Here is a 14,809-nt window from a genome sequence, read left to right as displayed (position 1 = left end):
TTGCGGCGAGGGTTTGCGAAGCATGACCCAGTGAATCAAAAGTCCCCGCCATTGGCGAGGACTTTGTCAGCGGTCTGAACCGGCCCCTTACGGGGCCGGCTCTTTTGCAGCGTCACCTGCGACCGACGGAGGAGTCAAAACTCCGCCGGTTGGAATTGCTTAAAGTTTGCGGTGGGCGAAGTCCGAGGCCTTGTCAGCGGCATCCTTGGCGGCCTGTTTGGCATCGCCCACGGCCTTTTGCGCATGGCCCTTGCCTTCCTGGATAAGACCTTCACCCTGCAGGCGGTCGGAGCCGACGGCTTCACCGACGCCCTGCTTGGCCTTGCCGATGGCTTCGTTCGCGGTTCCCTTGATCTTGTCTGCGGTGGCACCCATAAGATACTCCTGTCATTCAGCAGGCGCAGTTCCGAGACCATTCTCGATATGCACTGCTTGAGCTTCGCAAGGACAATTGCCAGCTCAATTGAATGTTCCTCACTCCCGGAGGCGTGATGCCGCATGCGGTGGCAGCATTTCTTCGGAACCCAAGAAGGCATTGAAATGTCCGGTCACGGCCACGATCACACTCATCCACACGATCACGCGCATGATCATTCCCACGACCATGATCCGGATCGCTGGAAGCACGACGGCATTCGCGTCATTCCGGCCGACAATCTCGATACCAACGTGCCTTCGACCAAGGGCATGGACCGCGCGGCGGCCATCAATTTCGCCCGCGTCGGTGCGCAGAAGCTGTGGGCCGGCACCGTGTCGATCCAGCCGGATGCCAAGACCGGGGCGCATCATCACGGTCATCTTGAAAGCGTCATCTATGTGGTGAAGGGCAAGGCGCGGATGCGCTGGGGCGATCGCCTGCAGTTTACCGCGGAAGCCGGCCCCGGCGATTTCATCTTCGTGCCGCCTTACGTGCCGCATCAGGAGATCAATGCCAGTGCCGACGAAGTGCTGGAATGCGTGCTGGTGCGCAGTGACGGCGAAGCGGTCGCCATCAATATCGACATCGAGCCGGTGGAGAAGCCTGAGACGGTGCTGTGGGTCGATCCCACGCATCCTGACGGTGCCGTGAAGAAGTAAACATCGAGCTGAGGCCCTCGCCCGAGATCGGACGAGGGCTTCTCGCTATTTGATCTCGGGCAATCCCGGCGAAAATGCCAGCGCGCTCTCGATCCATTTTGCAACACGCAGTGTGCGCAGGTCGTTCAAATAGGTTCCAACCACCTGCAGGCCGAGCGGCAGATGGTTCCTGCCGAAGCCGACCGGCAACGACAGCGCGGGCACGCCAATCAGCGTCCATGGCGCGCAATATTCAGCGTCGCCGGTATAGCTCAGCCCTTCCGGCGCTTCGCCATAGGCCGGCAGTGTCAGCACGGCGTCGTAGTTTGTCATCTGCTCGGTGAAATCCGCACGCAGCTTTGTCTGCATCGCCTTGGCCTTGAGATAGGCGGCCGCGCTGATGGCGCTGCCGGTCTCCACCAGCTTCTTCAGGTGATCACTGGTTTTGTCGGGATAGCGCGCGACAAGATCGCCGAAGATCACCGCGCCTTCAGCGGCCAGGATGGTGTTGATCGCATCCCAGTTGCTGCGATCCAGTTCGGGGAGTTCCAGTTCTTCGATAACGGCGCCCGCGCTGCGCAGTCGTGCGACGGAGGCCTCGAACACCTGCTGCTGCTCGCTCTCCGCCTTGGCGAATTTGGCGAAGCGCACGATCGCGAGACGGGGCGACGGCAGCGGTAGCGAGCCGCGTTCGACAGAGATCTCGAAGGCGGGTACAGGCGCGCCATGCGGGTCACTGTCACTGGTGCCGGCGATCAGCGACAGCGCATAGGCCACGTCGTCGACCTTGCGCGCGAAGAAGCCGATGTGATCGAGCGACTGGCTGAGATGATGCGCGCCGCTGCGCGGGATCGCGCCGAAGCTCGGCTTGAAGCCGACGACGCCGTTGAAGGCGGCGGGACGGATGATCGAGCCCAATGTCTGCGTTCCCAGCGCCAGTGGCACGATGCCGGCGGCCACGGACGCCGCGGAGCCGGAAGACGAGCCGCCCGGTGTGTGCCTGCTGTTCCATGGATTGGTGGTCGGGCCAGGATTCCGCCAGGCGAATTCGGTGGAGACGGTCTTGCCGAAGATGGTGGCGCCGAGATTGCGTAGCCGTTCGACCACCCAGGCATCGGCCGATGGCACGTGATCGGCATAGACGGCCGAGCCGTTGGTGGTCGCCATGTCGGTGGTGGCGATGATGTCCTTGATGGCGACGGGAATGCCGGAGAGTGGCCCCGGTTTGCGTATGGTGTCGGTGGGGAGGACCTCGAAGGCCTTCAGTATGGGCTCGGCAGCCTTGGCCTGTGCGAGCCGCTCGGACGCATAATGGTCTGCCGCAGAAGTGTTGCCCTTGAAGAGGCGGAGGAGTTCGAGGACGCCGGCGCCGGAAGTAATAGTATTGGTCATGTCGTCCCTGAATGTCGCTGTCGTTTCTGTCCCCCCACTGCGCGCGGACGCCGCTTGGGGGAGGGAGGCCGTTGACTTCGTGCCAGCTTACTTCATCGCTAATGCAGGCTCGATGTATTTCTTCACGACAAACTTGTCATAGTCGGCTGGGCCGCGAGATTACCGAGTGCGATCTGGGTGTCCATGGAGATTTTCAGCGAGGGTGCAGAAATATCGACGCTGTCCGGATAGACGCCGTCGGCCAGCATACGCGTGACGGCGGACTCGATCACGGCGGGATCCAGTGTTGGAAATTCCTTCTGCGGACTGCTTGAGGTTTGAAGTGTTTTGCCCCGGCTTTGGGCAGGCTGGAATTATTCTGGCGTGCCGAAGTGCAGTTTTGGCGAACAGTTCGCGCGTCAACCCGTGACGGCCATCACCGCTTCCTTGATCTTCGCCAGCGCGTAATTGCCGACCATGGCGGCGTCCACATGCGGCAGGTTGGGGATCTCATCGGCCGCCACCACGCAATCGACAATGGCAGGGCCGTCGCAGGCGAGCGCGTCGGCGATGGCCTTCTTCAGATCGCCGGGCTGCTCGACTGTAAAGCCCTGTGCACCGCAGGCCCGCGCCAGTGCGGCGAAATCGGGATTGGGGAATTCGATGGCTTCGCGGAAGGGGGCGAGGCCGATGCTTTCGGCTTCCAGCGTGATCAGGCCGAGGGCGGAGTTGTTATAGACGATAACCTTGATGGGCAGCTTGTGCTGCACGGCGGTCATGAACTCGCCCATCAGCATGTTGAAGCCGCCGTCGCCGGTGAGCACGATCACTTGCTTGATGCGATCGAGAATCTGCACGCCGTTGCCCTGGCCGACGGAGGTGCCGACCGCGGCATTATTGAACGAGCCGATGATGCGCTGGGTGCCGTTCTGGCGGATCCAGTTGGCCGACCACAGCGTGTTCAGACCCGTGTCGAATACGAAGATCGCATCGGGCCGTGCCAGATCGCTGACGACGCGCGCGACGGCCTGTGGGTGGATCTTGTCCTTGCTGCGGGCAGGATCGGCCTGCTTGTCGAGCATCTCGTCCCACTTCTTGCGGGCGTGGCTGGTCGTCTCGAAGAACTTGCCGTCGGTCTTGGTCTGCACCTTGTCCAGCAGCATCTTCAGCGCCGGCCGCGCCGAGCCGATCACGCCGAGCGACGTCGGCGTGCGCCGACCCAATGCTTCGGCGCGTATGTCGATCTGGATCACGTTGCCCTTCTTCGGCAGGAAGTTCGAATAGGGATAGTCGGTGCCGACCATCACCAGCAGGTCGCAATCATGCACGGCATTGTAGACGGCCTTGGTGCCGATCATGCCGATCCCGCCCATCCAGCGTGGGTCTTCGAACGCCATGATTTCCTTGCCGCGCACCGAATGCACCAGCGGCGCTTTCAGCTTGTCGCTCAGTGCGCGCAACAGGTCGGCGGTGCCGAGCGCGCCGTGGCCGCACATGATGACGATGCTGTCTGCGGCGTCGATGCGGCGTGCTGCTTCCTGCACGGCGGCATCATTCGGCAGAATCTCGCCGCGCGGTTGTAGCGTGGCAATGCTCGCGGTCGCGCCTTCGGCCTTGGACGAGAGCACGTCTACCGGCAGCGTCAGATGTGCGACGCCGGGACCTGCATAGGCTGCGGAAATCGCCTGGTGGATCACGCCGGGCGCTTGCGTCGCGGTGGTGATGGTTTGGGTGTAGAGCGACACGTCGCGAAACAGTAAATCTGGCTCGGTGGTCTGGAAGAAATCGACGCCCTTCATTGCCCGCGCCATTTCGCCCGAGAGGGCCAGCACAGGTGCGTGGTCGCGCGCGGCCTCATAGAGCCCTGCCACCAGATGCGTGCTGCCGGGCCCGGTGGAGCCGGCACAGACGCCGAGCCGGCCGGTGAGCTTGGCCTGTCCCGCCGCAGCCAGTGCTGCGCCTTCCTCATGGCGCACGCCGACCCATTCGATGCTGCTGCGCCGGACCGAATCCGCCAGCGGATTGAGCGAGTCGGCGATCAGCCCGAAGATCTGTTTCACCCCCACCTGTTCAAGCACGCGAACCAGATCGTCAGCGACTGTCTTCGACATGTGGGGGCTCCGATATCCGAGAATGGTTCTCCGCCGGGGAAGCGGGGCGATGAGGCTGTGCGCTCAGCGCCTCAACATAGGCGCCGAATGACCGCCCTGCAGTAACATCAGAACCGTCAAACGGTTTCGTGATTGCCAATCACATTCGGGGAAGCAGGGAACAAATGCGGGCGGTGCTGCCCGCGTTTGAGCTATTCGTATTTGAGCTATTCGTACGTGAAGATCGGATCGTTGTAATCGATGGCTGGAAACACGTCCTTGTCGCTCCAGTAGTTCTGGTTGTGCTGCCACTCCTGTTTGTCGCCGCGTTTCGGCAACAGGTGCATGCCGCGCATGATATAGCCCGGGTTGAAGTCCTCGGGATCGATCCAGGGCAGCAGCGGCATGTCGCTGTCTTCCGGCCGCAGCATCGGTGTCACTGTCGTGGCACCAGTCTCGTCCATATGTTTCAGCAGGCCGCAGACGAAATCGGCGACGAGGTCGACGCGCAGTGTCCAACTGGCGCGCAGATAGCCGAAGATCCAAACCATATTGGGCACACCGGTGAACATCATCCCGCGATAGGTCACGGTATCCGAGAAATTCAGCGGCGCATGGTCGATGGAGAAAGCGATATCGCCGAGCACATTGAGGTCGAAGCCAGTGGCGGTGACGACCACGTCGGCATCGATCGTCTTGCCCGATGTCAGCGTGATGCCGTGCTCCGTAAAGGTGTCGATTTCGTCGGTGACGACGGTGGCCTTGCCGGCCTTGATGCTCTGGAACAGGTCACCATCGGGGATGAAGGCGATGCGCTGGCGCCAAGGCCGATAACGCGGCGTGAAATGCGTGGCGATGTCGTAGTCCTTGCCGAGATAGGCCTGCACGCCCTTCAGCAATTCCTCCTTCACGACGTCGGGTTCGCTATTGGTGCGCTTGGTGAAAGCCTGCTGATCGAACAGGATCTTTCGGCGGACGATCTCGTGGACCCATTCCTCGTCGACATCGAGCTCGCGTAGCGTCTCCGCGAGCGCATTGGCATTGCGGCCGGTGATAAAGAAGGTCGGTGACCGCTGTAGCATAGTCACCGCCGCACACTTGTCGGCGATGGCGGGTACCAAGGTTGCTGCCGTGGCGCCGGAGCCGATCACCACCACCTTCTTGCCAGTGAGGTCGAGATCCTCCGGCCAGGTCTGCGGATGCACCATGCGGCCCTTGAACCGGTCCATGTCCGGCCATTGCGGCGTGTAGCCCTGATTGTGGTTGTAATAGCCCTGGCACATCCAGAGAAAGCGCGCGGTGAAGAACAGCGTCTCGCCAGTGTCGTGCCGAATGACGGTGAGCGTCCAGAGCTTGTCGTCATTCGACCAGTTGGCCGACAGGATCTTGTGCCGGTAGCGGATCTGCGCGCCGAGGCCGTTCTCGGCGATCACGTCACCCATATAGCGAAGGATTTCCGCAGCGGTGGCGATGGGCGCCGAGGTCCAGGGTTTGAAACGATAGCCGAACGTATGCAGATCGCTGTCGGAGCGGATGCCGGGATAGCGATGGGTGTGCCACGTGCCGCCGAAACTGTCCTGCGTTTCCAGAACGAGAAACCGCATGTCCGGATTTTGCTTGGTGAGATGATAGGCGGCGCCGATGCCGGAAATGCCGGCTCCGACGACGATGACATCGACATGTTCGGCCGCGTTGTTTACGGACGAATCTGTGGCGATCTTTCCCTGGATGTTCATGGGCTCCCGATCTTTTTGGCTCTCGCGCTTGGTGCGCGGATGCTTTTTATGCGGCGATCCCCGGTTTAAGGCCGGGGATCGCCGCGATCGGTATCATTGACGATCGCAGGGAATGCGCAAGCGGGAATTGAGGCGGGAAACGTCAGGTTTCCGCTGCCGGGGCCACCTTCGGTGGCTGCGCCTTGCGTCTGGAGAACAGGATGCGCTGGTACAGCCAGCCAATCGCCACCAGCACGAGGCCGAGGCACATGAAGGACAGCGCTCGATAGACACCGGTCAGCGATGACATGTCGATGAGGAACGCCTTCAGCACCGTCAACGCGATGACGATGGCCGAGGCCAGACGCGCGCGCTGCGAGCTGAAGATAACGCCGAGCCCGAGGAGCACCACGCCGAAGCCGAGCCATGCTATCGACAGCGTGTATTGCTCTGCGTCGGTGGTCGATGCGTTGTAGAAAACCGGACCGTGATAGATGCGGCGGATTTCCAGCGTCACAAACATCAGCGCCAGCACCAGCGCGCCGCCGGCAACGGTGTTGCCATAGGCCGGTTTGCGGCGCTCGGCGACGGCATAGGACAATAGCAGTGCCAACACGGCGGGGAGGGCATAGCCAAGCAGCAGCAGGTTGATGACCACGCCGCCCACATCGATGTACCAGATGCCGGGATTGGTGAGGAACATCAATCCGCCGAGCGTCGCAATGCCCGCGAAGAGTGTCAGCAGCACCGCGCTGACATTGTGCACGATACTGCCGCTGCGGACGCGCAGTCGCTCCAGCCCGATGGCCATCGCCAGGGCAACGCAGACCTGCAGCGCGATTTCCGTGAGGTCTGACGACGAGCGGTAGACGTTGCCGCCATTGACGAGATGGCGGATCTCCATGAAGGCCAGTAGCACCGTGAACAGGATGGCAGCGGATTCCACCATGCGTAGCGGCGCATCATCGCCGCGGCGGCGCATCAGTATGCTGGCAATCCAGAACGCCGCGGCCGGCACGCCATAGCCCCACAGCAGCCAGTTGAAGATCGGGGTGGTGCCGACCAGATCGCCGACCACCCGCGGCTCCCAGCCCATGCGGGCGACGACCATGCCGGCCAGAATGGCGGCGAGCCAGCGCAGGAACGGGATCGGCCGCTGCATCGAGATCCAGGCGGTGCCCAGCGCCATCAGCGACAGTGCGATAGTGAGCCAGCCTTTTTCCAGCGCGAATGTTAAAGCCAGCGCCAGCGCGCCGAGCGTGCCGGTGGCGAACAGTGCTGTGGAGATCGCGAGGCCAGGGCGCTGTTCGCGCTTGCCGAGCAGTTCGGTAGCCGCCGCGAAGGCAGCACCGATGATGACGGCGAGGGTGGCGAAGGGGATCGATCGATCCAGATGCGCGATGCGGGCATAGAGCGCGATCAATAGCGCCAGCGGCGTGAACACTGCGGCGCTGGACCAGATCACCGGAATGACGGCACTGATGGAGCGGCCCTGGGCGAGGAAGCCGAGTGCGCCGAAGCCGATGGCGAAGATGGCAGCGGACGCCAGATGCAGCGACACCGAGCTTTCCACCGGGCTGGCGCCGATGCCGGCCAGCGGCCCGCCGGGCAGCACCAGCATGTCGAGATTGCCCTGGATCGCCCATTCCAGAAACACGACGGCAACGAAGCCCGCGGCGACGGCAACGGCCGCGGTGGCCGCCTGCGCGTACCAAGCGACAAACAGCGTGCCGGCGACGATCAGCGCAAAACTCACCATGGCCATGTCGGCATGGAAGCTGGAGAGCACCACCAGCGTCGCGCTGAGCAGGCTCGCACCGAGCGCGCCCGACGAGATGCCCTCGATGCGACCTTCTTCCGCCGGCGGGCCGTACATGAAGCCGCATACGACCAGCAATGAGGCGAGGACGAAGCCGGCCAGGACATGGAATGCATGGGGCGCGAGGGCCGGTGTGCCGGCGTCGAGCCCTGGCAGCGTCCAAAGCGTTGCGAAGGTGATGGTGGTCAGCGCCAGCCAGCGCCACAACCGAATACGCGCGAGGCCGAAGGCCGCTGCCATGACGATGGCGAGATAGATGTACAGCGCCCAGTAATCCGGCTTGCCGGACGACACCAGCACCGGCGTGACGAATGCGGCGGCGATGCCGAGACCCGCGAGAGCCGGGCCATGCAGCAAGGCCGCGGCCATGGTGCACATGGCGACGATGCCGAGCAGGACGAAGGCGGTGGCAGGGACGAGGAAGTCATACAGCGCATAGGCCGCATAGACGGTGGCAAAGGCGACGGCGGTGCCGGCGGCGGTGAGGATCGCCGGGATATTGGCGATGGGGAGCGGCGCGATTGATGAGAGGCTTTCCCTGCGGCGGGCAAATTCGCCGACGGCGAGCAGCGCCAGCGCGAACAACCCGCCGAGCAGCACGCGCACTTCGGGGCCGAGCAGGCCGGCCTCGATGGAATAGCGCACCATGAAGAAGCCGCCGAGCGCCAGCGTGAGGCCGCCGACCCACACTACCCAGCGCGTGCCGATGCGTTCCTCGAAGCCGGGGCGGGCAGCAGGCGCTTCAGCAGGTGCGGCAGGTTCGGGCGGGGCCTGTGAAAGGACATCCGGCTGGATCGAAGGGGAGGGGGCGCCGATGACCTCAGCCGATGTGTCGGACAGGGCAGGTGCGGAAACGATGTCCGGTGCAGGTGCTGCGACGACGGGCGCTGCTGTGGCGGTCATCGTTGCCACATGCGGCGTCGCCTGGAAGGCATCGAGCCGGGCACGCAGCACCTTCACCTCATTGCGCGCTTTGCGCGCGAAGATGAAGGCGACGATGGCTATCACCAGCGTGACGAAACCGAAATCATCGAACATCGACTATCAAACCTTCTGGAAACAGGGCACACGCCAATCATGCCCCGGAACGGCGTCTGGGGACATGGCCACTCTATGTGTTGTCGTGGAGAACTTTAGTTCACGCGCTACGTGTATTTGGCACGCAATTGCTGGAATTAATCCAGATCGAGGCGGAACGGTTTGCCGATCACGGTCAGATTGCCCGGGCCCATCTCGTCGAGCGCGCGGACCATGCGGCCGTTGCGGCCGAGCGCCTTGTCGGCCAGCGTTACCAGCAGGCGGTTTGGGGACGCGATTGGCGAGGCCGCGCGAATGCGCAGCGCAATATCGCGCTCGTCGCGGTCCGGATTGAGCATGCAGGCGGCGGCGAACGCGCTGGCCGTCGAACGGGAGATGCCGGCATAGCAGTGGATCACCATCGGCGAAGCGCGGTCCCAGCCGCGGGCGAAGTCAAGCACCTGCGTCACATGGCCCTCGTTCGGCGCAATGAAGCCGTCCATGACCTCGGTGATATCGTCCACGGAGACTCGCAGATGATTGGCTTCGAGGATCGACGGCGGCCGCTGTACCTGCGCGACATTGGCCATGATCGTCAGCACATGGCTCGCGCCGGTGTCTTTCACGGTGGGATGCAGATCGGCAAGCGAGCAGACGTGGATCATGGTGGTCCTTTTGTTACGGGCATTATACGGCTGCAGACGCAGCAGTGAAAGCACTGCGTCACTGCGATTGGCTCAACGATTATCGTCCGCGAAAGCCGGCGAAACTGGCGAAAGAGTCATCAATAATTCATGGGATCGTGACAACGACTTTCCCTTTGACGCGTCCGCTTTCGACATAATCCAGAGCTTCAGCAATTTTCGCGAGTGGATAGGTCCTGTCGATGGTGACCTTCAATTTCCCTTGCTCTATGAGCTCGGCAAGCAGAGCGAGATCGCCACCGCTTGGATGCATGAAGAGATAGCGATAGCGGACACCAGCACGTCGCGCCCGGGCCCGGATGTTGAAACTCATCAGCCAGAAGATGGCGGCAAGAGCCGGGCGGCCGCCGAGGTCCCTGATCGCGGTTTGCGGTTCTGGCAGAGCGGCCACCGAAACGATCGTGGTTCCGGGCTTCATGACTCCGAACATCTGGTCCAGGGTCTTGCCGCCAATCAAGTCAAATCCAGCATCAAATCTATCCTTTACGCTGGATATGTCCCGGGTCGTATAATCGATGACCTCATCGCACCCGACCGAGCGCACCAGTGCTTCACCCCTCTTCGAAGCTGTCGTGGTCACATGTGCACCAAGCCATTTGGCGATCTGAATGGCGAAGGTGCCGACGCCTCCGGAGCCGCCCGAGATGAACACCTTCTGTCTCGGTTTGACGCCGAGCTCATCCCTGAGGGCCTGCAGAGCGGTCAGTCCCGCAAGCGGGACGGCAGCCGCGGTCGTGTAATCCAGGATCCCGGGCATATGCGCAGCGTGATCCTCGTCGACGCAGGCTTGTTCGGCGAATGCGCCGGCACGATCCTTCGCCACCCGGGCAAACACACGGTCACCTACGCGGAACCGGCTGACCTGGTTGCCGATGGCAATCACATCACCCGCGAGTTCGTTGCCGAGCACGAACGGAAGCTTTGACCGCAGGATTGCGCGCAGCTTTCCCTGCCGGATCTTGAAATCCACCGGGTTCAGGCCCGCAGCGCGTAGGTTAACGAGAATATCGCGTGGCCCTGGCGTGGGCGCCGGGACATCCATCAACAGCGAACCTTCAGGACCGCCGTAGTGCTTCAGGACGTATGCGCGCATGGAAGGCTCCGACCTCAAGGGGAATGCGCCACTCGCCGACCGAATGCGAGCCGTGTGCCCATGATCGCCCGCATATGGGTTAGGGCGATCTTCTTATCGCCGGCATCATAGGACTGCGGGTATGGTAGCAAAAGCGGTGCGTCGCTGCCACTGGCCATCGCCCGCGAAAGCGGACGATCCATTATACGGTGACCTCTCGACGCAAAATCCGCGACGATGTCGACCGGGTCACCGGTCAAGCCGGGTGATGACAGTCAAGTGTGTGGTGAAATTATACTCACGCCAACAGCGTCTCGAACCGCGCCAGAAACCGTTTCTCTGCCTTGCTCGCCGACCACGGGGTCAGATAGTCATCCACCATCGCTTCCGAGAGGCCAGGATCCCTCCCGAACAGTCGTTTGGACTCGGCCTGCGAAAAGCCCGCGAGCCGCGTTGCCTCCAGATAGGCAGCGCCCATGTCAGCGGCCTTGATCTGTTTGGTGATCCCGGGCTCCAGCACCGGCGGCAGGCCGAAGCGGATGTGGATCGCGCCGAGCAGGCGGTTCTCGATCACCTTGTAATCGCCGCCGATGACCGCCTTGAACGGTGAGATCATGTCGCCGATGACATATTCCGGCGCATCATGAAGCAATGCTGCGAGCCGCACGCGATCGTCGACGCGCGGCATCTGCTCGCGCAACACGGCTTCCACCAGCAGCGTATGCTGCGCTACCGAAAAAATGTGCGCGCCGTGAGTCTGCCCGTTCCAGCGCGCCACACGCGCGAGCCCGTGGGCGATATCTGCCACTTCGATATCGAGCGGCGAGGGATCGAGCAGATCGAGCCGCCGGCCCGAGAGCATGCGCTGCCAGGCGCGGGTGGCAACATCGCGGGAAAATCTTTGGTCGAATTTCGATTTGGCCATCGGTTCTTGTTCTTTGGTCCCTTGTCGCTACTTGGCTTTGAGGCGCGGCTTACGTTTCAGGCCTGCGCAGGCCTCGTGGCAGAAGCAGGTCACGAGATGATCGTTGACCATGCCGGTGGCCTCCATGAAGGCATAGACAATGGTGGGCCCCACGAATTTGAATCCGCGCGCCTGCAGGTCCTTGGAGATCCTGGCCGATAGCGGCGTCGAGGCCGGCACGCTGCCATGGGTCTTGAAATTGTTGACCAGCGGCTTGCCGTCGACGAAGTCCCACAAATATTTCGAGAAGCCGGCGCCTTCTTCCATGATCTTCAGATAGCCCTTGGCGCTGAGGATCGCGCCTTCGATCTTGGCGCGGTTGCGCACGATGCCGGCGTCGTTCATCAGCGCGTGAACTTTCTTCTCGTTGTAGCGCGCGATCTTTTCCGGCTGGAAGTCATCGAACGCTTTGCGGAAATTGTCGCGCTTGCGCAGGATCGTGATCCACGACAATCCTGCCTGGAAACCATCGAGGATCAGCTTTTCATAGAGCGCGCGGTCGTCGTATTCCGGCACGCCCCATTCTGTGTCGTGATAGGCGATATAGAACGGGTCTTCACCCGGCCACGGGCAGCGCGTCTTGCCGTCGACATGCGTGATCGCGGGTTTGCTCATGCCGAAATCTTTTTCATGCGGGGGTCTTCTTCGTGGCCAGCGCGCGGACAGCAGCAGCATCAGTGAGATGGATGGCGATGTCGCCGGCCAGGAACGCTGCATCGGCATCGAGTGCGTCGGTGGCGCGGTCGGTGCGGATCATGGCGAGGCCACGGCCATCGGCAGACGAGCCCATGGTCCCGATCGGCTTGTCGGCTGCGCGAATCTCGGTGCCGGCGGCCGGTGCCACACCATCCAGTGTGACGCCGACGATGCGCGTACGCGCAGTGCCGCGATGCTGCATGCGGGAGACAACTTCCTGACCGATATAGCAGCCCTTGTCGAAATCGATGCCGGCGAGCTTGTCCATATTGGCTTCATGCGGGAACGCATCGCCATAGGCGAAGTCGGCGCCGCCGCGCGGCACGCCGAGTGTGATCCGATGCGCCTCATATTCGGCAACGTCGACCAGTTCGGCCCCAACCAGCGTCGCCGTCTTCGCGGCGAGATCCGCCGGGACGAGGATGCGGTAACCGAGCGCGGCATTGCGCGGATCGGCAAAGGCGAGGTCCGGCTTCATCCCGGGCTCGCCGTCCCACACCGCCAGCACGCCGAGCGCGTCGGAGAGATTTTCCACACTCACTTTGGCGCGCAATTTGTAGAAACCGAGCTTGGTGGCTAGCGGTTGCGCGAGCTCGCGCGGGCAATCGATCAGCAGCCCGCCGCCATGGCCGCTTGGCACTTCGGTGACTAGAAAGTCAGCGATGATCTTGCCCTGCGGCGTCAGCAGCGCGGCGAACCGTGCGGTGCCGGGTGTCAGCACCTCGATCTCGGAGGTCACGAGGTTGTTGAGGAAACCGCGGGCGTCGTCGCCTGCGATCTTCACCACACCTCGATCGGGGAGGAACGCTGCTTTCATTGGGAAAATCTCGAAAAAATCCAAAAAGGAGCCAGGAAACGAGGTGAATCGCGGCTGGCGGATATGACAGTCAAAGTTAAGCCGCTAAGATGCCGACAACAAGGCCCGCGCTCATCCTGCGCGGCATCCACAGGCTGTGACGAGACCAGATGACCCAGACATTCGATACCATTTTGAAGAACGGCACCGTCGTCAATCAGGACGGCGAGGGCGTGCGTGACATCGGCATTCGCAATGGCCGAATCGCCGCCATCGGATCGCTTGGCGCTGCCTCCGCGGAGGAGGTGATCGATTGCAAGGGGCTGCATATCCTGCCCGGCGTGATCGATACCCAGGTGCATTTTCGCGAGCCGGGTCTCGAGCAGAAGGAAGATCTGGAGACCGGATCGCGCAGCGCCGTGATGGGAGGTGTCACCGGCGTGTTCGAAATGCCGAATACCAATCCGCTGACCATCGACGAGGCCACCTTCACCGACAAGGTGAAGCGCGGCCATCATCGCATGCACTGCGACTACGCATTCTTCATCGGCGGTACCCGCGAAAACGTGCAGGACCTGCCGGAGCTCGAACGTGCACCGGGCTGCGCCGGTGTGAAGGTGTTTATCGGATCAAGCACCGGCGCGCTGCTGGTTGAAGACGACGACAGCCTCCGCCGTATTTTCCAGGTCATCAAGCGCCGCGCGGCGTTTCATGCCGAGGACGAATACCGCCTCAATGAACGCAAGAACCTGCGCATCGAAGGCGACACCCGTTCGCACCCGGTGTGGCGCGACGAGACCGCGGCGCTGAGGGCGACGCAGCGTCTGGTCAATCTGGCGCGCGAGACCGGCAAGCGTATCCATGTGCTGCACATCTCGACCAAGGAAGAAATCGACTATCTGCGCGACCACAAGGATGTCGCTTCCTGTGAGGCGACGCCGCATCATCTGACCATGGCGGCGCCGGAATGCTATGAGCGCCTGGGTACGCTGGCGCAGATGAATCCGCCAGTGCGCGACGCCAGCCATCGTGACGGCATCTGGAACGGCATCCATCAGGGTATCATCGACGTGCTCGGCTCCGACCACGCGCCGCACACGCTCGAGGAAAAGAAGAAAGTCTATCCGGCGTCACCTTCGGGAATGACCGGCGTGCAGACGCTGGTGCCGATCATGCTGGATCACGTCAATGCCGGCCGCCTGTCGCTGGCGCGTTTCGTCGATCTGTCGAGTGCAGGTCCCGCGCGGCTCTACAACATCGCCATGAAAGGCCGCATCGCGGCGGGCTACGACGCCGACTTCACTATCGTGGATCTCAAGCGCACCGAGACCATCACCAATGACTGGGTAGCCTCGAAGGCCGGCTGGACGCCCTATGATGGTGTGAAGGTCACCGGCTGGCCCGTCGGCACCTTCGTGCGCGGTCGCCGCGTGATGTGGCAGGGCGAGCTGGTTACGCCGTCGCAGGGTGAGACGGTGAAATTCCTGGAAACGCTGAAGGCTTGAACTC

13 protein-coding genes are annotated in these 14,809 nt (G+C 62.4%); 2 read left to right on the top strand and 11 right to left on the bottom strand.

From position 1 onward, the window contains the following. Positions 1-159: 159 nt before the first annotated feature. On the bottom strand, positions 160-375 hold the full coding sequence (locus AC1RLZ_RS18850) for a CsbD family protein (RefSeq protein WP_493189858.1): 216 nt from the start codon (positions 373-375) through the stop codon (positions 160-162). Between the two features lie 165 nt (positions 376-540). On the opposite strand from AC1RLZ_RS18850, the gene AC1RLZ_RS18845 reads away from it, so the two are divergent. Further along, positions 541-1,077, top strand: coding sequence for a cupin domain-containing protein (locus AC1RLZ_RS18845; RefSeq protein WP_089266238.1), 537 nt, complete (start codon positions 541-543; stop codon positions 1,075-1,077). 45 nt (positions 1,078-1,122) lie between these two features. On the opposite strand, the gene AC1RLZ_RS18840 is transcribed toward AC1RLZ_RS18845, so the two are convergent. From AC1RLZ_RS18840 to ygfZ, 10 genes are all read right to left on the bottom strand, one after another. Then, positions 1,123-2,448, bottom strand: coding sequence for an amidase (locus AC1RLZ_RS18840; protein ID WP_493189857.1), 1,326 nt, complete (start codon positions 2,446-2,448; stop codon positions 1,123-1,125). A gap of 122 nt (positions 2,449-2,570) precedes the next feature. Then, positions 2,571-2,720 (bottom strand): hypothetical protein, encoded by a 150-nt coding sequence (locus AC1RLZ_RS18835; RefSeq protein WP_493189856.1) that lies wholly within the window; start codon positions 2,718-2,720, stop codon positions 2,571-2,573. A 126-nt stretch (positions 2,721-2,846) separates the two neighbouring features. Beyond that, positions 2,847-4,538 (bottom strand): thiamine pyrophosphate-dependent enzyme, encoded by a 1,692-nt coding sequence (locus AC1RLZ_RS18830; protein ID WP_493189855.1) that lies wholly within the window; start codon positions 4,536-4,538, stop codon positions 2,847-2,849. A gap of 206 nt (positions 4,539-4,744) precedes the next feature. Next, entirely contained in the window at positions 4,745-6,253 is a 1,509-nt protein-coding gene (locus AC1RLZ_RS18825) for a flavin-containing monooxygenase (RefSeq protein ID WP_493189854.1), read from the bottom strand. 142 nt (positions 6,254-6,395) lie between these two features. After that, entirely contained in the window at positions 6,396-9,089 is a 2,694-nt protein-coding gene (locus AC1RLZ_RS18820) for a DUF2339 domain-containing protein (protein ID WP_493189853.1), read from the bottom strand. Positions 9,090-9,226: 137 nt separating this feature from the next. Continuing rightward, positions 9,227-9,733 (bottom strand): tyrosine phosphatase family protein, encoded by a 507-nt coding sequence (locus tag AC1RLZ_RS18815; protein WP_493189852.1) that lies wholly within the window; start codon positions 9,731-9,733, stop codon positions 9,227-9,229. Between the two features lie 127 nt (positions 9,734-9,860). Next, positions 9,861-10,814 carry an NADP-dependent oxidoreductase gene (locus tag AC1RLZ_RS18810; protein WP_493189851.1) on the bottom strand — a complete coding sequence of 318 codons (954 nt, stop codon included), beginning with the start codon at positions 10,812-10,814 and terminating at the stop codon, positions 9,861-9,863. Positions 10,815-11,142: 328 nt separating this feature from the next. Then, positions 11,143-11,769 carry a YfbR-like 5'-deoxynucleotidase gene (locus tag AC1RLZ_RS18805; RefSeq protein WP_371420098.1) on the bottom strand — a complete coding sequence of 209 codons (627 nt, stop codon included), beginning with the start codon at positions 11,767-11,769 and terminating at the stop codon, positions 11,143-11,145. 27 nt (positions 11,770-11,796) lie between these two features. After that, positions 11,797-12,423, bottom strand: a complete 627-nt coding sequence (locus AC1RLZ_RS18800; RefSeq protein ID WP_493189850.1) for a DNA-3-methyladenine glycosylase I — start codon at positions 12,421-12,423, stop codon at positions 11,797-11,799. Between the two features lie 13 nt (positions 12,424-12,436). Beyond that, a complete protein-coding gene (gene ygfZ, locus AC1RLZ_RS18795; protein WP_493189849.1) occupies positions 12,437-13,321 on the bottom strand; it encodes a CAF17-like 4Fe-4S cluster assembly/insertion protein YgfZ in 885 nt (294 codons plus the stop codon). A 149-nt stretch (positions 13,322-13,470) separates the two neighbouring features. Here ygfZ and AC1RLZ_RS18790 point away from each other — a divergent pair, with 149 nt between their 5' ends. Next, the gene (locus tag AC1RLZ_RS18790) at positions 13,471-14,805 is read left to right on the top strand and encodes a dihydroorotase (protein WP_493189848.1); all 1,335 of its coding nucleotides are present in this window, start codon (positions 13,471-13,473) and stop codon (positions 14,803-14,805) included. Positions 14,806-14,809 lie beyond the last annotated feature (4 nt).

This window comes from Tardiphaga sp. GW822-FHT04G09, from assembly GCF_058800725.1.
Note: the sequence above shows the minus strand (reverse complement) of the source record. Positions and strands in the feature narration are given on the sequence as shown.